Origin of the sequence: Fibrobacter sp. UWB12 (assembly GCF_900142485.1) — a bacterium.
GTDB lineage: Bacteria > Fibrobacterota > Fibrobacteria > Fibrobacterales > Fibrobacteraceae > Fibrobacter.
This window is the reverse complement of record NZ_FRAZ01000001.1, coordinates 67,802-89,005: the sequence shown is the minus strand read 5'-3', so window position 1 is coordinate 89,005 and position 21,204 is coordinate 67,802. Positions and strand designations below refer to the sequence as shown.

Annotated in this window: 18 protein-coding genes; 7 read left to right on the top strand and 11 right to left on the bottom strand. The window is 49.9% G+C overall.

Features of this window, described 5'->3' with window-relative positions; translation table 11 throughout:
* Positions 1-108: 108 nt before the first annotated feature.
* The 5 genes from ftsE to BUA34_RS15805 are packed head-to-tail and all read right to left on the bottom strand — an operon-like array spanning position 109 to position 7,187.
* On the bottom strand, positions 109-798 hold the full coding sequence (ftsE, locus tag BUA34_RS00325) for a cell division ATP-binding protein FtsE (RefSeq protein WP_072826766.1): 690 nt from the start codon (positions 796-798) through the stop codon (positions 109-111).
* Between the two features lies 1 nt (position 799).
* Positions 800-2,083, bottom strand: coding sequence for a peptidylprolyl isomerase (locus BUA34_RS00320; RefSeq protein WP_072826765.1), 1,284 nt, complete (start codon positions 2,081-2,083; stop codon positions 800-802).
* On the bottom strand, positions 2,083-2,886 hold the full coding sequence (locus BUA34_RS00315) for a hypothetical protein (protein ID WP_072827161.1): 804 nt from the start codon (positions 2,884-2,886) through the stop codon (positions 2,083-2,085). Before BUA34_RS00315 ends, BUA34_RS00320 begins: the two co-directional genes overlap by 1 nt.
* A 37-nt stretch (positions 2,887-2,923) precedes the next feature.
* The gene (hrpA, locus tag BUA34_RS00310; protein ID WP_072826764.1) at positions 2,924-7,033 is read right to left on the bottom strand and encodes an ATP-dependent RNA helicase HrpA; all 4,110 of its coding nucleotides are present in this window, start codon (positions 7,031-7,033) and stop codon (positions 2,924-2,926) included.
* A 13-nt stretch (positions 7,034-7,046) separates the two neighbouring features.
* On the bottom strand, positions 7,047-7,187 hold the full coding sequence (locus tag BUA34_RS15805; RefSeq protein ID WP_012820363.1) for a hypothetical protein: 141 nt from the start codon (positions 7,185-7,187) through the stop codon (positions 7,047-7,049).
* 61 nt (positions 7,188-7,248) lie between these two features.
* Here BUA34_RS15805 and BUA34_RS00305 point away from each other — a divergent pair, with 61 nt between their 5' ends.
* Together BUA34_RS00305 and BUA34_RS00300 are read left to right on the top strand one after the other, a co-directional pair.
* Complete coding sequence (locus tag BUA34_RS00305) at positions 7,249-7,734, top strand: acyl-CoA thioesterase (protein ID WP_072826763.1); 486 nt, start codon at positions 7,249-7,251, stop codon at positions 7,732-7,734.
* A gap of 94 nt (positions 7,735-7,828) precedes the next feature.
* Positions 7,829-9,163: an MATE family efflux transporter gene (locus BUA34_RS00300; protein WP_072826762.1), complete on the top strand. Its 1,335-nt coding sequence runs from the start codon at positions 7,829-7,831 to the stop codon at positions 9,161-9,163.
* Between the two features lie 57 nt (positions 9,164-9,220).
* On the opposite strand, the gene BUA34_RS00295 is transcribed toward BUA34_RS00300, so the two are convergent.
* Complete coding sequence (locus BUA34_RS00295; protein ID WP_072826761.1) at positions 9,221-10,225, bottom strand: Rpn family recombination-promoting nuclease/putative transposase; 1,005 nt, start codon at positions 10,223-10,225, stop codon at positions 9,221-9,223.
* A gap of 382 nt (positions 10,226-10,607) precedes the next feature.
* Between BUA34_RS00295 and dnaG the strand changes: the two genes are divergently transcribed.
* From dnaG to BUA34_RS00275, 4 genes are all read left to right on the top strand, one after another.
* Positions 10,608-12,806 (top strand): DNA primase, encoded by a 2,199-nt coding sequence (dnaG, locus tag BUA34_RS00290; RefSeq protein ID WP_072826760.1) that lies wholly within the window; start codon positions 10,608-10,610, stop codon positions 12,804-12,806.
* Positions 12,807-12,837: 31 nt separating this feature from the next.
* The gene (sufC, locus tag BUA34_RS00285) at positions 12,838-13,587 is read left to right on the top strand and encodes a Fe-S cluster assembly ATPase SufC (protein WP_072826759.1); all 750 of its coding nucleotides are present in this window, start codon (positions 12,838-12,840) and stop codon (positions 13,585-13,587) included.
* A 15-nt stretch (positions 13,588-13,602) separates the two neighbouring features.
* Positions 13,603-14,655 carry a SufB/SufD family protein gene (locus BUA34_RS00280; RefSeq protein ID WP_072826758.1) on the top strand — a complete coding sequence of 351 codons (1,053 nt, stop codon included), beginning with the start codon at positions 13,603-13,605 and terminating at the stop codon, positions 14,653-14,655.
* 290 nt (positions 14,656-14,945) lie between these two features.
* Positions 14,946-15,425 carry a hypothetical protein gene (locus tag BUA34_RS00275; protein ID WP_072826757.1) on the top strand — a complete coding sequence of 160 codons (480 nt, stop codon included), beginning with the start codon at positions 14,946-14,948 and terminating at the stop codon, positions 15,423-15,425.
* 83 nt (positions 15,426-15,508) lie between these two features.
* On the opposite strand, the gene BUA34_RS16150 is transcribed toward BUA34_RS00275, so the two are convergent.
* The 5 genes from BUA34_RS16150 to BUA34_RS00255 all read right to left on the bottom strand — a co-directional run bounded on the left by BUA34_RS16150 (position 15,509) and on the right by BUA34_RS00255 (position 19,324).
* The gene (locus tag BUA34_RS16150) at positions 15,509-15,637 is read right to left on the bottom strand and encodes a hypothetical protein (RefSeq protein ID WP_256375011.1); all 129 of its coding nucleotides are present in this window, start codon (positions 15,635-15,637) and stop codon (positions 15,509-15,511) included.
* A gap of 197 nt (positions 15,638-15,834) precedes the next feature.
* A complete protein-coding gene (locus BUA34_RS00270) occupies positions 15,835-17,742 on the bottom strand; it encodes a SulP family inorganic anion transporter (RefSeq protein WP_072826756.1) in 1,908 nt (635 codons plus the stop codon).
* Positions 17,743-17,831: 89 nt separating this feature from the next.
* Positions 17,832-18,173, bottom strand: a complete 342-nt coding sequence (locus BUA34_RS00265; RefSeq protein ID WP_072826755.1) for a hypothetical protein — start codon at positions 18,171-18,173, stop codon at positions 17,832-17,834.
* 2 nt (positions 18,174-18,175) lie between these two features.
* Entirely contained in the window at positions 18,176-18,733 is a 558-nt protein-coding gene (locus tag BUA34_RS00260) for a hypothetical protein (RefSeq protein WP_254794251.1), read from the bottom strand.
* A 42-nt stretch (positions 18,734-18,775) separates the two neighbouring features.
* Positions 18,776-19,324: a sulfurtransferase TusA family protein gene (locus BUA34_RS00255; protein WP_072826753.1), complete on the bottom strand. Its 549-nt coding sequence runs from the start codon at positions 19,322-19,324 to the stop codon at positions 18,776-18,778.
* A gap of 154 nt (positions 19,325-19,478) precedes the next feature.
* Here BUA34_RS00255 and BUA34_RS00250 point away from each other — a divergent pair, with 154 nt between their 5' ends.
* On the top strand, positions 19,479-21,032 hold the full coding sequence (locus BUA34_RS00250) for a glycosyltransferase (protein ID WP_072826752.1): 1,554 nt from the start codon (positions 19,479-19,481) through the stop codon (positions 21,030-21,032).
* Positions 21,033-21,204: the final 172 nt, after the last annotated feature.

The following is a 21,204-nucleotide window of genomic DNA, read 5'->3' as shown; positions in this document are numbered from 1 at the left end:
ACCCCGGAATAAATCCGGGGTGACAGCACTATAAAACAGTCTTTTGTTGAATGTCATGCCCGCCGGAGCCTGTGCTGAGCGCAGTCGAAGTAAGCGGGCATCTCTTTTTTACAGTATATCTCTGTTAAGTAATTCGCCGTGGCTGAGTTCGAGGCGGCGGAACGGGCTGTTCAGATAAAAGTCCGGGTTATGCGTTGCCATGAGGATGGTCGTTCCGCGGGCGTTGATTTCCTTGAAAATGCAGAACACTTCTTCAGCGTTTTTCGGGTCCAAGTTACCAGTCGGTTCGTCCGCCAAGAGCAAGTACGGATTATGCACCATCGCACGGGCAATCGCCACACGCTGCTGTTCACCGCCCGAGAGCGTGTATGGCATCGCAAAGCGCTTTTGGCTAATGCCCACGAGTGCAAGCGCGTCAAAAACAGCCGCGTTAATTTTGTTGCTCGGAGTCCCCACAATGCGGAGCGCAAGCGCCACATTTTCAAAAACATTGCGGTCCGGCAAAAGTTTAAAGTCCTGGAAAATAATCCCCATCTTGCGGCGGAGCGCCTGGATTCTATCGTCCGGAGTGTTTTTGCTATCGTACAAGACGTTGTCCGAGAACTTGACCATGACCTGGCCACCGCGCTGTTCATCCGGACGTTCGTCCATATAAATTAAGCGCAAAAGAGTCGATTTTCCAGCGCCAGAATGCCCCGTCAAAAATACAAACTCGCCCTTGTTTATACGGAAGGTGACGTTGTTCAACGCCTTCCAGTTGGCTTCGTAAGATTTAGTGACGTGGGTAAAATGAATCATATTATTCAGTCATTCTGATTTCGACGAGAACTTCCTTGCGCCACTTCTGGATGAGCTTCTGGAGCTTTTCGTTTTCCAAATGCGTTGCAGCCATAAGTTCGATTTTGCCGTAATCTTCTTCGAGCGTGAGTTCGCGCACCTGGCGAGAATCATCGAGACGGAACAAGTGGTAAGCGCCATCGATCATGACCGGTTCAGAAATTTCACCAACGTTCAAGTTCGCAACCGGATCCACATAAGCAGGTTCCATTTCGTTACGCTGGAACCAGCCGAGCAAGCCACCCTGGAAATTGCTGGACTTGTCTTCACTGAACTTCTTGGCGGCATTGGCAAACTGTTCTTTGGTCGTAAGATTCTTGCGAAGAGAATCGGCAAGAGCCACCACAGCTGCGGAATCTTTAGCGGTCGGAATTGTACGCAAGAGAATTTGTGCAGAACGAACACCATCTTCTTTACGGCCAATCACGCGAGCAATGTGCCAACCCAAGTCCGTCTTGACCGGAGTCGATGCATAATGACCATTCTTCAAACGAGCAATCGCCTGTTCAAAAGCAGGGTCCAAAAGACCACGCTTAAAGTAACCGAGGTCGCCACCCTTTGCGGCAGAGCTATCCTGCGAATGGCGTTGAGCCAAAAGTTCAAATTTGATACCGAGGTTCAAGCTATCGATCAACGTTTCGGCCACGCGCTTCACGGAGTCCACAACCATGGAATCCGGCTTAATCGGAAGCTGAATATGGCTCAACAGCACGCAGTTGAACTGACGCGGAAGAGAATCCTTGTAAACCTTGTAGAACTGGTCTACTTCTTTCTTGGTCGGGTGGATGGTTCCCACATGGAGTTGACGCACACGGGAAATTTCCATGTGATTGCGAATCTGCTTGCCGAGCTGTTCACGATACTGGATCATCGAAAGGCCAAGCTGGGCACGTACAGCTTTTTCAAGCGTAGCCATATCTATCTTCTGGCTTGCAGCAATGGATTGAAGATGAGCAGTCACGCGCTGGTCCACTTCGGATTCCGTAATCACGATAGAGTCGCGGTCAATACGGCTGAGCAAAACTTTTTCTTCTATCAGGCGATTCAGCACAGCATCTTTCTGTTGCTGTTCCGTCATATTTGAAGCCTCAGGAGTATCCTGGAACCTGTAAAGGTCGTTCATGAACTCCGAACGCATAATCGGCTTGCCATCGACAACAGCAGCAATACCTTCCATCAACACAGGAGCGGCAAAGCTTACGGTACAAAGAGCAAAAACTAAAGAGGCAATTCGATTACTGATCATTATTTTTCCTTTTCACTAAGTACATTCATCTTCGTAATTATGGGAATACCCGTTTTCCATTCATCCTTGAGGCGTTTCAAGACAACATTCTGGTGTTCCATCCAAGCCTGCATGGATACATCTTCGATCACTTCGTCAAGCGGACGCGCATCGGCAGAATCAAGACGGTTGGTTATCACAGCAATCTTTGCTGCACCATCACAAACCTTCATCGGCGTAATACGCCCCACAACAGCCCTGTGAATAGACGGAATCATGCATGGATCCGGCGTTTTATCGACACCATCAAATTCCCTCATTCGCTTCACCAGGCGATGGTTTGGCGGAATAGATTCAAACTTGGTATTCTTGAATTCCTTGTAATACAGAACTGCGGACTTCCAGTCGCCAAACGAAAGAATAGCCCCCGACACGGTTGTTTTTCCGTTCAAATACAGGTTCTGGTTCTTATGATAAAAGTCAATTTTTTCGCCATCGCTCACCATCATTGTATCGAGGAACGTCTGCATGTAGTAATCGGCCACAATTTTGCGTTTCGTCCGCTCGAGCATGCGAATTAGAGCAGAATCTTTCAGGGCTCCATTTTTCACGGCCTGCTGGTAAACAAGTTCTTCGTCAATCCAGTGCCGCAAAAAGAGAATGCGTTCATTGTCGCCCCAAGAATCCCAATCAGGAGCGTACGTGTAAATCTCCGACTGGTGCAACTTGGAATCCCCCACAGTAACAATGACCGGATCATGGGGCTTGCAGGCAGCCAAAAGCACTAAACCGAAGGCTAGCAATATACGGATAAGAGATCTCATTGCGACAAATTTAGAAAAATACAGGCTGTAAAAGTAGTTACAATCTACCAAAACGTCCTTTCAACCTCGCCAAAGCGTCTTCTTCCACAATATCTTCGGCATCGTTACCTTTGCGCTTGTACTTGAGGATTTCAAAATCTTCCAACAAAGCCTTTGCCTGTAGATAAAGATCGGCATAATCCTCGTTATCTATCGGTGTTCGGTCGATTTTTCCGAGAAGTTCGCGTGCATTTTTCAGTTCGTGATCCTTGAGATAACGAGCCTTTAAATACGGGCGGAAATATTCGCGGAGGGTATTAGCGGAAAGCTCCGTGTTTTCGCGAGATGCGGAATCACAAGACACGCTGTGGTTACGAGATGCGCTACTATTACGAGATGCGCCGGTTTCACCCATGGGGAGAACGACATTCAAAATTTCAGCAACAGCGCACAAACGTTCAAACAAAGAAAGTTCTTTTTGGTACGCAGAATGAATCGCAATTATGGTTTTATTTTTTACGGTCGACTTGCCGCACCCATTGCGCATATCCACGCTGAAATCTTTAAGCAAATTCCAGCTCTTTATAAACGCATCAGCACTGATAAGGCCTGATTCGTACGTGGCACGTACAAGCGAAAGGCGGATTTCTTCATCTTCGCTGCGGGTGTTTGCAGCAAGACTCTTGAAGTCGCGAATTTTTTTGCCGCGCGAGAATTCAAGCCCCGTAAAACGTACACAGCGAGTCGCATCAAGGCCATCTGCAGCAAGCGATTTTGCTACCCAAATCTTGAGGGCTGTTTCAAAGTTATCCGCAAAGACTCCGCCCATTTCGAGCAAATTCAAGCGGTCAGCAATGAGCTGTTTTTTCTCTTCGGAGAGTGAAGTCTTTTGCGATGCGGGATACGCACCCTCCACACGCTTGCGGAAAGATTGCCAAAAACGAGATTCATCCGACACCATCAACGCCGATTGCCCAAGACGCCAGCCAAAGCGCATTCCTTCGAGCGGGAAGTCAATGCCAAACGTCACTAACGCCGGGCGAACCGCCAAGAACATGCGGTAAGAGCCCCATTCCGGAGAAATTTCGAGTTTATAAGGTTCCGGGAAACCAGGCTTTGAAACGACCAAATGCAAGCGCAAATGATTTTCCTTGTCGGGATTCACCGTCGGAACGTCGATGCTAGCGCCGTTTGCACCCGAGCGAATTTCCTTTGTATTCGAAAGCACTTCGTAAAGCAACAAGAGCGGAGCTTTATGCGGGAAGTTGTCGAGAGCCGCATAGAATTCATCGTCAATCGCCGTGCGTTTGGCTTCGAGCAATTTTTTGACGCTCTTGGGCATTTCGCGAATCACGGATTCAATCATCCATTCGCGCCATTGCTGGATGCTCATTGCAAATTTTGCCGGAGAAATTTCAGTCAGCAAGTCATAAGGCAACGAAAGCGTAATGCCGTCGCAATCGCGAGTGGCATCAAAGACCATTTCGCCTGTGACAACGCGTTCGCCAATACGGAAATGTTCGATGGATCCGCCAAGAGTTGGGGCTGGGGCATTTCCGCGCTTGTCAATCCCGACTTGATCGGGATTCCCCTTTCTTTGCCGAGAAGGCGATTCCGGGACGGAGCCCGGAATGACGTTGCCTGCATTCATCTTCCCAAGCGCTATATTCGTCATCCTGAGCGCAGCGAAGGATCCAGTGCGGAACCCGTCAGCATCACTTGTCCAAGTTGTTCCGGTCGTACCGCCATCCAACTGGTCCAACCAATACTTTTCATCGAATTTCAAGAATTGGTCGGTGTGCTCGTAGATGTAGCTTTTGAGCGTCTTGATGGAATTGACGTTGTCCGCAATTCGCGTGTAATATTCCACAAGCGCATCTTCGCTCGGAGCAAGCCCGAACTGGCGTTTACGCGCTTCAAGAGCATGCAGATTTTCAACGACACGGTCGTTGTGCGTCATGAAATCGAAAGGTCTTGCCACCTCGCCCATCACAACCGCTTCGCGCCAGAAAATCTGGGCGCAGTCTTCGGGATTCACGCGAGCGTAATCCACACGATGACCACGGCTAATCACAAGCCCTCTAAAGCTTACTTCTTCGACAGCTTCGACAAAGCCGCGTTCCTTATTCCATGTCGGCTCAAACCAGCGACGCGTGCAGAACGGTTCTGCCACTTGCAAAATCCATTCTGGCTTGATTTCGGCAGCTTTCGTGAGGAAGGTTCGGCTCGTTTCGCGGACTTCGGCACTGAAAAGCCATTCCACGCTCTTGGCGTACAAATCGCTACCCGGGAACACGTGCGTTTCACGACCGCTCACCAAGCGGTAACAGCCGTTTTCAATATCGCGGTGCGCAATCCCGCCCAAGAATCCGGAGAGGAGCGCAATGTGCAAATTGTCGCGATGGAATGAATCGAACGGACAAACTTTATTTTCAAACTTCACTTCGAGAATGCGGCTGAACTGTTCGTACAAATCCACCCATTCACGCAAGCGCAAAAAGTGCATACTGTTCTTGTCGCAGAACTTGCGGAGTTTATTCCAAGTTTTGCCGTCCCAGTCCGTGCAAAACGCATTCCACATAGAAACGTAAACAAGGAAATCGCTCTTGTGACCGCAGAATTTGCGGTGCAGCTGACGGATGCGAGTGCGTTCCGGTTCATCGTTCGGCACCACACGCGGATCCTGGATGCTAAGCGCCGAACAAACGATAAGCGCCGGCTGCAAAACGCCCAAATCACGAGCACGCAAAAGCACCGCTGAAAGCGACACGTCCATCGGGAGGCGCGTCATATCGCGACCAAGCTTGGTCACATGACCGCTAGAATTGTCAGCCGTGAGGGCACCAAGTTCAAACAACGTCTTGTAAGCGCCACGGAATGCAGAATGCGGAGGCGACTGCAAGAACGGGAAGTTTTCGAGCTCAAGTCCCAAACTGCGCAACTGCAAAACGACGTTCGCGAGATTACTACGGCGAATTTCCGGCTCCGTGAATTCATCGCGCTTTTCAAAATTCTCGGGAGAGTAAAGGCGAATGCACACACCGGGCTTCACGCGCCCCGCGCGTCCAGTGCGCTGCCGCGCGCTGGCCTTCGAAATTTCTTCGACGGGAAGCCCCTGGATTCTCGCCTGCGCATTGTAGCGAGAGATTCGGGCCATACCCGTATCGACAACGTAAGCAATTCCCGGAATCGTAAGAGACGTTTCAGCAATGTTCGTCGCCAAGACCACGCGAGTCTTGCCCGTATGCTTGAAAATGCGGCGCTGCTCGTCAGGGCTCATGCGCCCGTAAAGCGGGAGCACGTCAAAAGTCGCTGCATCCAGCTCGTGCGCAAGTTCGCCCGCCAAATCCTGAATATCGCGTTCCGTCGGCAAAAAGCAAAGCAAATGGTCACGATGGCGCGTTTCCAAATCGAGAATTGCATCACGCGCTTCTTCAATCAATCCCGAATCGCCCTTGCCCGAGATGTCACGTTCGTCATTGCGAGCAAAGCGAAGCAATCCATTATTTTGCCCAAAATAATACTCGACATCCACAGGATACGTGCGGCCTTCGGCCTCCATCACGCAGCTGTTGTCGTAAAATTCTTCAAAAAGTTTTGCGTCAAGCGTTGCCGATGCAACAATCAACTTGAAGTCCGGACGACGAGAAAGTACCGTCTTGAAAATGCCAAGCAAAATATCAATGTTCAACGAGCGTTCATGCGCTTCGTCAATCATGATGGCGTTGTACTGTCGGAACAAGCGGTCCTTGCGGAACTCCTGCAACAAGATACCGTCCGTCATCACCTTGATGGGGGCTTCATTTGTACCTTGTTCCCAGAAACGAATTTTCGTCGAGACAAATTCTTCGTCTTTGAGTTCTTCGCGCAAGCGGTCGGCAATGGAAATCGCCGCCAAACGCCGAGGTTCCGTCACGCCAATTTTAAATTTTACTGGATCCTTCGACTTCGAACCTGACGGTTCTTCGCTCAGGATGACACCAGAATCGTCTCTCGTCTTCGCAATAAACCATTCTAACAAAAACTTCGGTAATTGCGTGGATTTGCCGGAACCGGTATCCGCCTTGACGATGATAACTTGATGTTTTTCTAAAAGCTCAAAAAACTCCTCCCGATGTTCAACAACGGGAAGTTCCGGGTACTCAATTTTCAAGTCGGTTAATTGCATTACGAGATAACAATTACTCTTTAATATGCCCGCACTTATCGCAGGTGAGTTTGTAGCTGTTATCGGGGTCTACGACCATCACGCCGTCACATTCCGGCACTTCGCACGGGAGTTCGCCCGGCATCACTTCTCTATAAGTCTTTTTTTCTTCCATAATGCCCCGAATATAGAAATTCAAGGCCCTGCTCGCCCACAACAATATTTATTTTTCGAACATGGAAAACGCAAAGACAGTCAAACAATCGCAAGTCGAAACCCGCGACATCGTCCACCCCTCCGACGTAAACGCCTACAATTACGTATTCGGCGGACACCTGACGTCGCTTCTCGACAAGGCCGCCTGCATAGCAGCCTACACACACGCTAGATGCAGAGTGACAACAGTTTCGATTGACAACGTGCGTTTTTTCAAGCCGGCTACAGTCGGCACCATCCTCACCATAAAGGCTTCCGTAAACCGAGCCTTCAACACATCCATGGAAGTCGGCGTCAAAGTCATGGGAGTTCACCCGCAAGTATCGTGGAAACCCGAAGTCATCTGCCATGCCTATATGACATTTGTCGCCATTGACGACAACGGAAAGCCAACCCCGATTCCTTCCGTCATCCCCGAAACAGAGGACGAAATCCGCCGCTACGAAGAAGCCGGCATCCGCCGCGATGCCAAGAAAAAACTGTTGGCGACTCTAGAAAACAAATAAATTCTACGTCTAGCGAAAACACTGGATACACTTGAAAACATTTTCATCGAAAAGGCCCTTTGACGGGGCCTTTATCGTTTCTAGATTTTTACACATGAAACAGATCGATGTCAAGGACCGTTCGCTCATCAGCCTTTCGTGGCCGCTAATTCTCACGTTCGCCGTGAGCATGATCCAGCCCATGATGGACAGCTGGTTCTTGTCGCGCACTTCCGAAACTGCAGCCGCGGGCGTCGGAGCCATGCTCCCCATTCTCGGGGCTCTTTTTACCGCGCTCCACGCATTCGCTCAGTCCGGTGCTAGCATTGTTTCGCAGTACATTGGCGCAAAGCAGAACAGCCACGCAAGCAGCACACAAACGATGGTCCTTTTCGGGAGCATCCTTCTCGGCATCGCGCTCACGCTCGTCATTTATCCGCTTTCCGGGAACATTCCGCAATGGATGGGACTCACCGATGAGCCCGCCAAATATGCCACGCAATTTTTAAGCGTTGTTTCATTCGGTTTCGCCTTCCGTGCCTTGCAAACCATCCTCACCGCCCTCATCGCAACCCATGGCCTTACCATTTGGAACTTTGTCGGTAACACGCTCACAATCGCCACAAACGCAGCCTTGAACGTCGTATTCCTCGAAGGACTTTTTGGACTCCCGAAAATGGGCGTTCACGGTGTGGCACTCGCGACCGCACTTTCCTGGCTCATTTCTTCGGGCATCCTTTGGCTTGTGCTCAAATTCAAAGTGCACCACCACAGCAAAATTCGCGATTGGAAACGCACCCGCGTTCTTTTGCCCGACTGGATCCGCATCGGCCTCCCCGCCGCCGCAGAACCCATCAGTTTCCAGCTTTTCCAGGTGTTCATCACCGCGATGGTCGTCTATATCGGCACAACCGCAATGACCGCCCGCGTCTTCGCAGGGAACTTCGCCGCATTGTCCGTCATTCTCGGAGTCGGCCTCGGCAGCGGCAACCAAATTCTCGTGGCGCACCTCGTCGGTGCACATGACTACGTAAAAGCAAACCGCCGCGTGCACCAAACCCTCGCCGTGGGCATCACCAGCGGTTTCTTGCTATCCGTCGCAGTAGCACTCCTCGGCGAACACCTGCTCAGGCTCTACACCGACAACCCCGAAGTTCTCCGCCTCGGCAAAATCTGCCTTTGGTGCGACGTCGCCGTGCAACCCTTCAAAGCCGTAAACTTCATCGTCACCACATCACTCCGCGCCGCAGGCGATTCCAAATTCCCGGCACTCGTGGGTAGCGGCATGATGTGGACACTCGGCCTTGCAACATCGCTTATCCTCGCATTTGTCGTTGGACTCGGGCTCCCCGGCCTTTGGCTTGGCATGGCCGCCGACGAATTTTACCGTTCGTTCGCGAACATTTGGCGCTGGAAGAGCGGCCGCTGGAAAAGCAAAGCGGTTGTTTAGAAAGCAAAAAGTCCGGCGGGAAAGCCGGACATCTATTATTCAAAGCACTTCGTCAATTTACGATTGGCCGAGAGAAGCCTTGATAGCGAGGATATCAGCTTCAGAAAGTTCAGTGAATTCCGTAATTTCTTCGATGGGCTTGTTTTTCAACAGCATTTTCTTTGCAATTTCGCTAGCTTTTTGATTGGCACCTTTTTCAAGACCCTGTGCGAGACCCTGTGCGAGACCTTGTTCGAGACCTTGTTCGAGACCTTGCTGCAAGCCGCTATCAATAGCCGCTTTATGGATTGCGTATTCGTCCCACTTGGCTTTCTGAGCTTCGTCAATCATCTTCTGTTCCTCTTTCGATAATTTAGCCAATTTCGCTGTTGAAAACAAGAGCTCGAACACCGTGTTTGCATACTGCTTGGGCATCTGAGTCATGTTTTTCATGTTCTTGAGAGCGTAAAGTGCCTTGTCGAGCGTCGTTTCGAGCTCGTCCAGCGGCTTATTGAACTTCGGAAGTTCCACAAACGCAAAATTGAGCGTATCACTGATGCAAGACCCGTTGATTTCGCGAAGTTTTGCCCGACGGATGTAGCGGTCATCGGCAAACACATTAAATTCCATGATCACAACTGTAACAACAGGATTCAATTCGTAATTGTACTTTTTGCCGCGTTGTCCCTGAGCAATGATCGTCTGCGAAGCGTAATAAATCGAACGATTGACAATGTTTTTCTGAAAAAGAATCTGCACTTCAATGATGAACCTCCGCTGAGCAGAATCAATGCAGTGCAAGTCGAAGATGGAAGTCCGATTCTCGTTCGAACCATCGCTGTATTCTTTGTTACGGGACTGCACATCGACAATCGGTGACGCTATTTCGCCTTCAAGTACGGCGTTCAAAAGCGCAATCAAACATACTTTGTTCTGCGTGTCGGGATTGAAAGCCTTCTTGAACGTTCTGTCAAGAAGTAGATCCGCGAAAACGCCTGCCCCTTTGTATTCTTCGAAAGTCTTTGCTTCGCCAATCATTTCACCATGGCTATTTTTCGTTTCGGCCACAATATTATTTTCCATATTTTTCCGGTGTTAAAACACCCGATAATGTCGGGTTCATAGACAGAAAACGGCTCCCCGTCCTTTATATTAACACGCTTTTTTGAGCGATTTGGTCCAATATTTTTTCAATAAGAATGAAATTTTACAATTGACTATACTATATGCAAAATATCCGGCATGAAAGCTGGACAATTTTTCTATTGACTATTGAACAATAGCTAAAAACCATTCTTTAAGTATAAATTAAATTAGTTTAAACAAGAACTTAATAGACAAAAACTATAAATGGCAATATAATAAGAAAAATTCCAAATCAGCAAGCGACTTCTAAACCCAAAGCAAAGCGCACCAAAGGCGTATTACGACATTCCCGCTCCCCAAAAATTTCTACATTTGGCGCATGCCGTTCTACTCCGACGAAATCATCCAAGAACTCAAGAACCAAGCGGATATCGCGCTGGTTATTCAGCAGTTCTTGCCGCTCAAAAAAAGCGGGAACAATCGATACGTCGGTGTATGCCCATTCCACGATGACCATTCCCCGTCCATGACGGTGAATTCCACGCTGGGCATTTACAAGTGCTTCGCGTGCGGTGCCGGTGGCGATGTTTTCAAGTTCATCCAGAATCATGAAAAATTGGACTTCAAGGGCGCTGTAGAATGGGTCGCCAACTTTGTGGGTTTTGCACTTCCGAACATCGGCAACAACGTCAATACCGAAGTTCTCGAAGAACGCACGATGGTCCGCAAGCTGAACGAGCTTGCCTGCGAATGGTTCGAGCAACAACTCACGTTAAGCCCCAAAGCGTTGGAGTATTTGAACAAGCGTCATGTCTCGCCTGAGACGCGCAAGCAATTCCACATCGGCTACGCCCCGACAGGGCGAGAAGGCTTAATCGGCTACGCCGCCCGCAACGGTTTTTCGCCGCGTGATTGCGTCAAGGCAGGGCTAGCCGTTGAAAAAGAAAACGGCGGTATCGCAGACAAGTTCCGAGACCGCTTAATGATTGCCATCCAGAACCTCTCGGGAGTCGTCGTCGCGTTTGGCGGTCGAGACTTAAGCGACCCCGCATCGCACAACGGAATAAAGCTTGCCAAATACATGAACAGTCCGGAGACTGCACTTTACAGCAAGCGCGATATTCTCTTCGGTCTGAACCACAGCCGAAACGCCATCATGAAGGAGAATGCGGTCATTATCGTCGAAGGATATTTTGACCTCATCAGCCTTTACCAAAGCGGCGTGCAGAATGTCGTAGCCGCCTCAGGTACGGCGCTGACCGAGAATCACGCAAGCATTCTCGCCCGCTACGCAAAGACCGCTTATCTTGTATTTGACGGAGACGCCGCTGGGCAAAACGCCACGCGCCGCAGTCTCGAAATCGTGCTACCTAAGGGTCTTTCGCCAAAAGTCTTTGCGCTTTCACGCCCGGACGGCACCAAGATTGATCCGGACAACTTTGTGAACGAACAAGGTCCGGACGCCTTCAGAAGAGCGCTCCGCACCGCCGAAGACTGGCTCAGCTATCTCGGACGCACAATGCCGAATAACAGTCCCGAAGACCGAGCCGCATTCATCACGCAAGCAAAGACGCTCATCAAGAGCATCGAAAATCCGGAACTTCGCAACCAATATTTGAAGCTTGTTTCCGAGCGTTACAGCACCACGCGTTCGCTCGCAGGCATCAAAGTTGCACACCCAAAACGCGAAAAGGCGCCAGCAGCAGCCGAACAGACCGCAGCGCCGCAAGTGAGCGTCCCGTGGGAACTGCTTTCGCCGATTGAAGTGCGTTTTGCAAACTTGTTATTCCGCAACCCCACGCTTCTCGACCGCGCCGCAGAATATTTTGACATGGACTTTGCCGCAAGCGGAATCCAGATTTTCGATTCTCCGCTCATCGATGAATTTATCCAGTCCATTCTCGCGCAATATGCAGAAACGGGCACATTCTCGCCGAGAACCTTGTACGAATCGCTTTCGCCGCAGTTGCAGCTTTTCTTGGAACAGCTCCCCGACGAAACATGGAAAACGCCGAACGAGATTTTGGAATTTTACGACACGCTTGCCGTGCTCACCCTTAATCTGTGCGACCGCTATAAAAAACTCATTCCGCTTGATTCCGAAGCGGGTATGCGCCTCCGTATGCAATTGAACAAATTCACGCAGGGCATCCAGACGATTTCCAAGAAGCGCAAGATTTCGGCCATTACGCCGGATGTTTTCGCCGAGCAGATTATCCAGAGCAAAACACCGCTCATCGAACTTTACACAGAAATTAACGAGCTAGCAATGAACGGAGGGAACGTCGAGCAGTTTAACGAAGCGCAGTTTAATACCGCGCCAACATTCGCACAACCCGCTGTACAACCAAGTTCACCGCAGTACGCAGCACCCGGCGCACAATTTAATGATGCGCCCGCCGTGCAGTCCGTATTCCAGCAACCCGAAATGCCCCCAGAGATGGAAGCCCCACCTCCATTCGATGGTGACGAGCCATACGCATCGAGCGAACCTCCCGAAGATGTACCATACGACCCGAACGAAGACGAGCCCTACGTTCCGGACGATGATTTCGGGGCTATGGACGATTTCGGCTAGGCCCACAAGATTTTAAAATTAAAGAGGAAATATGTTATCCATCAAGAACCTTAAAGCAAGTATCGAAGACGGCACCCAAATCCTGAAAGGGATCAATCTCGAGGTCAAGCCGGGAGAAGTCCACGCCATCATGGGCCCGAACGGTTCCGGCAAAAGCACGCTCTCCAAAGTGATTGCAGGTCACCCCGCTTACCATGTCGATGGTGGCTCCGTAGAACTCGACGGCAAGAACTTGCTCGAGATGGAAATCAACGAACGTGCTAATTCCGGCCTTTTTATCAGCACGCAGTACCCGACCGAAATTCCGGGCGTGAACAACGTGGAATTCTTGAAGATGGCGCTCAACAGCAAGCGTGCGTTCCTCGGCCAGCCCGAAATGAGCGATGAAGACTTCAAGAAACTCTGCGAAGAAAAGATGAACTTGCTCGAAATGGACGAACGCTATCGTGAACGCGGCGTAAACGACGGCATGAGCGGTGGCGAAAAGAAGCGTAACGAAATCCTCCAGATGGCGATTCTCGATCCGAAGGTGAGCTTCCTCGACGAAACGGACTCCGGCCTCGACATTGACGCTCTCCGCATCGTGGCAAACGGCATCAATCACATTATGTCGCCCGAAAAGGCTGTGATTCTCGTGACGCATTACCAGCGCTTGCTCGACTACATCAAACCGACTTACGTCCACGTGCTCCGTCACGGCAAAATCATCTTGAGCGGTGGCCCGGAACTCGCCCTCAAGCTCGAAGATCAAGGCTACGACTGGATCGAAGAAGCCAAGTAACTGCGAGGACGCATAATGAACGCTGAATTTATACAGAACTTGCCCACCGCGGAACAGGCGATAGCACGCCTCCGCGTACTCGGCATGCCCCGTCGCAATAACGAACTTTGGTCGTTCTTCCCGGTTGCCAAAATCCCGACTCCGGAATTTATGGGTACGGATTTTGCGGCAACCTCGGTCGAAAACGCATTCCCCACGGCATCTCCCGCAGCAGCCCCGGCCAACCAAGAAACCGACTTTGCAGCCCTTCTCCCGATTGCAAACCAGGCCCGCCCCATGATTCGCGAAATCGTGAACGGCGCCGCCGAAATGGCAATGCTCAAGTGCAACAACGACTTTGGTCACACCGTCCTTGACATCGGCAAAGGCGCCAAGGTGAGCCTCGAAATTCTCGACAACAAGGTCACGCACGACATTGCCGCCGAGCGTTTTGACATCAACGTCGGCGAAAATGCAGACGTCGAAATCTTCTTTGCCAACCCAGCTTGCGATTTACCGCTCCGCTTTAGGCATTTCAACATCAACCAGGCCGCAGGCGCCAACGTCCGCTTTTCCAGCATCTGCAAGGATACTGCGATTGGCCGCGTGAGCGTCGAATGCCACCTCAAAGGCGAAGGCGCGAACTTCGATTACCGCAGCCTCCACGTTCTCGATGGTGAAGCCTCGCAGCACAGCCGCCTCACGATTTACCACGAAGCCCCGCGCACCACGAGCACACAACTTGCCCGCAATCTGCTTTCTGGTTCTGCACGCGTGAGCTACGACGGAAGCGTCATCGTCGGTTACGACTGCACAGGAGTGAACTCCAGCCAGCTCGTAAACACCATCCTCATGAGCGAAGATGCAAGCGTTTCCGTGAAGCCCGTCCTCAAGATTTATCACGATGATGTGGAATGTACGCACGGCAACACTGTCGGTGAACTCGATGCGGAACAGATGTTCTACCTCGTGAGCCGCGGCATCCCGAAAAAGGCCGCCCAAGAAATGCTTATGCGCTCGTTCGCACAAGAAACATTCCTGCAGCTCCCGGACAGCCCCGCGAAAAAGCGACTGATGAGTTCGCTCTAAGAACGCTATTCAAGATATCACTGGATGGGGGCAAGCCCCAACCTCTTCGGCTCGGTCATATCCATACGAGTATGGCTGCGACTCTCGCCTTTTGAGGTTGTCTTCGCGCAGCTCGGGATGACGAGTGTAAATCGCTCGAAATGACAGTAAAATCACTCAAAAAAGGCGACTTCGGTCGCCTTTTTTGTATAAACATTTTCGCACAAAGAAGTATAAAATCTTGTGATAAAATTATTACGCACGAATAAAAATAATGTATATTTACGCACAACTTTAAAACAGGAGCCCTTATGCGTTCTAATAAAATAGGTATAGTTCTTACCATTTTTTTAAGCTTCAGCCTTACATCTTGTTGGCTTACCCAAGGCCTTTCTAATTCTAACAAATGCAATTTTACAGAATCAGACAACGAATGGGTTTATCACACGTCTAGTAATTACGACGACGGATCCTACGAAGCCGATGTCAAAGTCACGGTAACGGATACCGGAGCCGTAGAACATTACATTTCAATTAAACGAGGCATGTCAGCCTATACAGGGTGCGATGACCTCACGCTAGTTGTAATGGGTACTGAAGAAAATCCCAGAACTACAACTAACGATAAGTTCACAAGTACATCTTACTGCAAAAATAGAGAACACCATACAGTATCCGATTATTACTACAATTTCAATGCCGAAGACAGCAAATACAAGTCCCGCAAGCAATTGTTCGACAGTCATATGGAATCTTGCAAGAATGCCGGAAAACATTATGGTCCTTTTTAGTAGCGTTCGCAAGCAAAGTTCGTTATAACAAAAAATCCGTCGGCAAACCGACGGAATTTTTCATACTCTTAAAATCTTAAAAATTAGAATAGACCACAAAGAATTAGCAGTGTTGAACCGCTAAACGCAACGATGAACTTCACCACGAAATCATCGAAAGCAGTACGTTCCGCTTTTTCTTCCGGAACAAAGTATTCCTTCACCATTCCCATTCTCGTCTCGTAACACTTGTAGATTAGCTCTACATTGTAAATATTAATATAATTCAGCAACCATTCAAAGGTTTTTTAAAATTTTATTTACATTACATTCTTTAACTGTAATAACCCTCACATTACAGTTAAAGATCACACGGGATCAAAAGGGGCGAGAGAATTTGTCCCACTTTTTTTGTGGGACAAATCGTTAATTACTTTTGGTTTTCTTCAATCTTCTTGATGGGTTCATCCATCATGCGTTCTGCGATAACTTCCGGCGTTTCTTCAGCAATTGCAGCATTCGATTCTTCCGGCATCCAAGGCTTGTCGAGGTTCTTTTCCCAAGACACCGTCGGAGCTTGCACATCTTCGTGCGATGTATCCACAATCGGGAGGCCCAAAAGCTCACGGGCGCGGTTCAACGCGGCATCGATGTTACCGAGAGCATTTTCTTCACCAAGCTGCTTGAGCACACCGGCACGAGTCAAAGCCACCACCGGCTGGGCATGCACACCGCTCAACAAAAGCTGAGTACCTTCGCGGTTGCAACGGTTGAGCAAGTCTTCAATCATCTGAATACCGGCAGCATCAATGCTCGAAACACTACGCATGCGCAAAATCAAAATCTTCGGCTTTTCCGAGATGCGGTTCATCGTTTCCTTGAACTTGTCCACAGCACCAAAGAAGAGCGAACCAGCAAGTTCGTAAACAACAACACCCTTCGGCACCTGGCGAGAAAGTTCGTTGTGAGCCGCTTCTTCGTCGTCTTCCTTCAAAGCAGAGGTTACCGATTCCACTTCGGCCACATCAGACATACGCTTGATGAAGAGAACTGCAGCAAGGAGCACGCCCACTTCGATAGCGACCGTAAGGTCAATAATCACCGTGAGGAAGAATGCCACGAGCATCACAGTCACATCGCTCTTCGGAGCCTTGAACATCTTGATGACGCTACGGTAACCACACATGTTAAAAGCGACCTGGAAAAGCACCGCAGCAAGGGCGGCCATCGGAATCATTTCGGCATACTTGCCAAGCACGAGCATAATGAGCAAAAGAACAACTGCGTGAACAAGGCCAGAAATCGGGCTCACGGCACCGTTACGGATGTTCGTTGCGGTACGGGCAATAGCACCCGTAGCCGGAATACCGCCAAAAATCGGGCTCAAGATGTTAGCGACACCCTGACCGAAAAGTTCCGTGTTGGAGCGGTGCTTTGTAGAGGTCATACCGTCAGCCACCACTGCAGAAAGGAGCGATTCGATAGCACCAAGCATTGCAATCGTAAGTGCCGGTTGGAACACCTTCTGCATCATTTCGAGGCTGATGTTCGGGAGGTGCGGCACCGGGAATCCGCTCGGAATGTGGTTCTTCATGCCAATTGTCACCACGCCGTGACCGTTCACCGGATCATCCCAGCCAAGGACCTTCACCATCACCGTTGCTACGATAATCGCAATAAGGGACCCCGGAACCTTAGTGGTAATCTTCGGCCAAAGAATGCAAACCGCAAGAGCGATAGCACCCACGATTACGGAATAGACGTTCATGGAACCGAAAGAAGAAACGTAAAGCTTGATTTTGCCCACGGCGTCAGCCGGGTCAGCGCCAGCAAATGTAAGGCCGAAGAAGTTCGGCACCTGGCCAAGTGCAATAATAATAGCGATACCCGCCGTAAAGCCGACCGTCACCGGATACGGGATGAACTTGATAATCGCACCGAACTTAGCAAGACCGAAAATGACGAGGAAAATACCGGCCAAAAGCGTTGCCGAAGCAAGGCCATCGTAACCGTACTGGCTCACAATGCCGTAGACAATCACGATGAATGCGCCCGTCGGGCCGCCAATCTGGAAGCGGGAACCGCCCAAAAGCGAAATGATGAAGCCCGCGATAATGGCGGTGTAAAGGCCCTGTTCCGGACCCACGCCAGAAGCGATAGCGAACGCAATCGCCAACGGGAGAGCCAAAATGCCGACAATCAAGCCCGACATCAAGTCGCTTGTGAAATCCTTGCGGGTATAGCCGCGCTTCAAGGAGCGGACGATTTCCGGGGTGATTGTCGAGACGATACCAGCCAAATACTGTTTGACGGATTCCTTGGCGCGAATATCAGACATTTCAGGTCTCCATATTAAATTCGAGACCCAAATTTAAGAATTTAGCCCAATTTCGTTAAGGGGGGTAAGTTTTTTTTATAAAATATATTTTACAGCAGACCCTTCTTGGCCGAGCGCATCAGGTTCTTGACTTGCTTCTTGTCCATTGCCGGAATGTTCGTATCTTCAAAACGCTTGGAGCGCGGAGCGCAATCTTCGCAGAGATGCTTGACCACCGTTCCAAAACTTGCGGCACCGTCGGACATGGACATTTCACGGGAGCGGTAAGAGCGCAGCAAGGCTTCCTTGTGGCACTTGTCGCAAATTCCCATCTTGGGGGCGGCAGGTTCGCGGGGAGAATTGCGCTTCTGCTTGTCCTTTTCGGAATCGATGGAGAACGCACGGCTCATAGCCGCATTTTTACTAGCAAAACGATTGTCAAAAAGACCCATAATTACATCTCCTTTAAATCTTCTACAAGTCTATCCTGCAAATACAGAGCCAAAAGCATGCAACAAAGCGATGTCGGTTCACCATCTTCCTTAAAGAGGCTACGCCCGAACTTGCCGCGAGCCATCTGTTTTTCCTTGAACTCCTCGGCATATTTTGCAAAATCGAGCAAAGCTATGCGATTTTCGTTCATTTTAATGATTTCGCGGATAGACGTGTTTAGAAATTCGACCTCATTGACCGCAATCGGGAACATTTCGCTCGGAATGGTGAGCAAAAACAGGCGCGATTGCGTCTTATTTACGAGTTCATTCACCAAAAGCAACAAAAGATTGGCGACAGAAGCCCCGTCGGCACCGCCTTGATTCAATTCGCGAAGGCCAAGCCCTACAATAATACGGCCTGCATTTTTTCCGATAACATCCGATGAAAGGCGCGCCTTGATTTGCGATAACGATACTGCAACGGGCACATTCAAGGAAAACTGTATAGGGCGGCTGGGTTCCCGGCAAAGCACAGCTTCCACAAAACGGTTCGCCGCTTCGCCCTTGGGGCCGAACATTTCATCACCTATAACTAATACTCTGTTTTCCACATAAACAATCTATACTTTAGAATCCGATTTGACCACTGAGATTTCCCAATAATTGTCTTTTTTTTCGCGAAAAAGCACTTTATGGCCATCGGCAATGAGCGATCCGGGCACATTTTCGATAGGAGAGCCTTCATCGAGCAGGATTTTCAGCGTTCTACCGACCGGATAACCCGACATGACGATTCTCGAGCGGGCGGCATTGAGGGGGCATTTTACCCCTCGAAGGTCCAAAACAGACGGAATTTCGCCCTGGAGAGCCTGCGGCAAAGGCAAAATTTTCACCTTTTCGCAGAAATCGGCGATTTCATCCATGTAATTTTCGGGATTTTCGGACCATTCCCCCACCGGAAATTCGGGAAGCGTACAGCAAACAATCTTTGATATAGCCTCTTCGGGAGTCAAAAGTGCAGAAGTCCCGCGACGGATCCATTCCACGCACGCATACATTAATAATTTACGTAAAGATTCTGTAAAACCTTCGGTTCCACGATTCGCTTCCATCCAGCGAACGACCGGCGATGTTAAATTTTTGTTGCGTTCTTCTGCGTTTTTTAGCATAATTCGCCATTGTAAAAAAGTCTAATCATAGCTATGTAAAAATACACTTTCCAAGGCAAAAATTGGCCCAAATTTCCTCAAAAATGTAGCAAAGTTCACATTGCGTTTCTATATTTGGCCCCAAGCATTCAATAAATGCAAAGGTTACAGTAGAATGAGTACAATTCTCCTTTACGCAATGTTCGTCGTCTACGTTATCGCAGGCGTGGGATTGGTGATTTACGGATTTAGCTGCTACTACAGCATCTATCTGTTCCTCAAGAATAGCCGCAAGACGCGTCTCTCGGACCGCAAGGCCATCTTGAAGTTCTACCGAGAACATTCCATGGCCGACCTGCCGCAGGTTACGACACAGCTCCCGGTTTTTAACGAAGCCAACTGCGTTGAACGACTTCTCGAGGCGGTCTGCGCCATCGACTACCCCAAGGACAAGCACGAAATCCAGGTCTTGGACGACTCTACGGACGAATGTTACGAAGTCACCAAGAAGAAAGTTGCTGAACTTGCCGCACGTGGTTACGACATCAAGCTCATCCACCGCACGAACCGTCAGGATTTCAAGGCTGGCGCCCTCAAGGAAGGCATGGCCGTTGCAAAGGGTGAATTCCTCGCCATCTTCGATGCCGACTTCGTTCCTGAAAAAGACTTCCTCCTGAAGACGGTTCCCTACCTCGTCATGGACAAGGAAATTGGTCTCGTCCAGGGTCGCTGGGGCCACTTGAACCGCACCGAATCCGGTCTTACGCTCGCCCAGTCTATCGGTATTGACGGTCACTTTGTGATTGAACAGTCCGCACGTAGCTGGGGCAAGCTCTTTATGAACTTCAACGGTACCGCTGGCGTATGGCGCAAGGAAGCAATTTACGGTGGTGGCGGTTGGGAAGGCGATACGCTCACCGAAGACATGGACCTTTCTTACCGTTCCCAGCTTGCTGGTTGGAAGATGAAGTTCGTGTTCGACGTGATTGTTCCGGCAGAAATCCCGAACGACATCAACGCGTTCAAGGCACAGCAGTTCCGTTGGGCAAAAGGCTCCATTCAGACGGCCATCAAGATTTTGCCGAAGGTGCTCCGTTCCAAGGTTCCGTTCCGCGTAAAGCTGGCCGCCATTCTCCACACGACGCACTACTCGATTCACCCCTGCATGTTGTTCACTGCCCTTTGCGCTTGGCCGCTGCTAGCCTTCTTTGAACCGGTCGGCCATCTCCCCACATGGGCTTACACTATCGGTTTTGCCTTTATCTTTGCAGCAGCCATTGCTCCTTCTGTTCTTTACTTTGTCGCCCAGCGTTGCTCCGGCTATACAGGTTGGAAAATCCGCTTGCTTTCGCTCCCCATCTTGATGGCACTTGGCGTAGGCATTGCCGTTAGCAACTCCCGCGCTGTGTTCGCCGCTGTTCTTGGCACCAAGGGTAGCTTTGTCCGCACCCCGAAGAGCGGTGGATCAAAGAAGAAGGCCAAGAGCCATTACGCACAGAAATTCCCGTGGATGGCACTTCTCGAACTTGTCGTTGGCATCTACTGCATCTTCGGTTTGCTCGAATACATCAACGCCAGCAAGTACATCATCGGACCGTTCCTTGCCCTTTATGCAATCGGATTCCTCTCGGTGAGCGTGCTTAGCTTTATGCATTACATCAGCAACATTTTCGAAGTTCGCAGAGCCATCAAACGCTCTGAATGCGTCGAAGAACAAGCAACGAACTAAGAGTTTATTGCTAGATGCGGCGAGAATGCGCAAACGCTATTCAAGAGGCCCCGCAAAAGCGGGGCTTTTTTGTTGTCCGAGAATGCCGCGGACGCAAGGCTAGATGTCGCGCCACTCGCCGTCATGCAGAACACGCAAAACAAGAAGCCGTGCCGTCCATCGTCATGTCGAG

What these genes read in the sequence shown, in the direction of transcription:
- ftsE (WP_072826766.1), bottom strand. Translation starts at nt 798, where the DNA reads ATGATTCATTTTACCCACGTCACTAAATCTTACGAAGCCAACTGGAAG.
- BUA34_RS00320 (WP_072826765.1), bottom strand. Translation starts at nt 2,083, where the DNA reads ATGATCAGTAATCGAATTGCCTCTTTAGTTTTTGCTCTTTGTACCGTA.
- BUA34_RS00315 (WP_072827161.1), bottom strand. Translation starts at nt 2,886, where the DNA reads ATGAGATCTCTTATCCGTATATTGCTAGCCTTCGGTTTAGTGCTTTTG.
- hrpA (WP_072826764.1), bottom strand. Translation starts at nt 7,033, where the DNA reads ATGCAATTAACCGACTTGAAAATTGAGTACCCGGAACTTCCCGTTGTT.
- BUA34_RS15805 (WP_012820363.1), bottom strand. Translation starts at nt 7,187, where the DNA reads ATGGAAGAAAAAAAGACTTATAGAGAAGTGATGCCGGGCGAACTCCCG.
- BUA34_RS00305 (WP_072826763.1), top strand. Translation starts at nt 7,249, where the DNA reads ATGGAAAACGCAAAGACAGTCAAACAATCGCAAGTCGAAACCCGCGAC.
- BUA34_RS00300 (WP_072826762.1), top strand. Translation starts at nt 7,829, where the DNA reads ATGAAACAGATCGATGTCAAGGACCGTTCGCTCATCAGCCTTTCGTGG.
- BUA34_RS00295 (WP_072826761.1), bottom strand. Translation starts at nt 10,225, where the DNA reads ATGGAAAATAATATTGTGGCCGAAACGAAAAATAGCCATGGTGAAATG.
- dnaG (WP_072826760.1), top strand. Translation starts at nt 10,608, where the DNA reads ATGCCGTTCTACTCCGACGAAATCATCCAAGAACTCAAGAACCAAGCG.
- sufC (WP_072826759.1), top strand. Translation starts at nt 12,838, where the DNA reads ATGTTATCCATCAAGAACCTTAAAGCAAGTATCGAAGACGGCACCCAA.
- BUA34_RS00280 (WP_072826758.1), top strand. Translation starts at nt 13,603, where the DNA reads ATGAACGCTGAATTTATACAGAACTTGCCCACCGCGGAACAGGCGATA.
- BUA34_RS00275 (WP_072826757.1), top strand. Translation starts at nt 14,946, where the DNA reads ATGCGTTCTAATAAAATAGGTATAGTTCTTACCATTTTTTTAAGCTTC.
- BUA34_RS16150 (WP_256375011.1), bottom strand. Translation starts at nt 15,637, where the DNA reads ATGGGAATGGTGAAGGAATACTTTGTTCCGGAAGAAAAAGCGGAACGT.
- BUA34_RS00270 (WP_072826756.1), bottom strand. Translation starts at nt 17,742, where the DNA reads ATGTCTGATATTCGCGCCAAGGAATCCGTCAAACAGTATTTGGCTGGT.
- BUA34_RS00265 (WP_072826755.1), bottom strand. Translation starts at nt 18,173, where the DNA reads ATGGGTCTTTTTGACAATCGTTTTGCTAGTAAAAATGCGGCTATGAGC.
- BUA34_RS00260 (WP_254794251.1), bottom strand. Translation starts at nt 18,733, where the DNA reads ATGTTCGGCCCCAAGGGCGAAGCGGCGAACCGTTTTGTGGAAGCTGTG.
- BUA34_RS00255 (WP_072826753.1), bottom strand. Translation starts at nt 19,324, where the DNA reads ATGCTAAAAAACGCAGAAGAACGCAACAAAAATTTAACATCGCCGGTC.
- BUA34_RS00250 (WP_072826752.1), top strand. Translation starts at nt 19,479, where the DNA reads ATGAGTACAATTCTCCTTTACGCAATGTTCGTCGTCTACGTTATCGCA.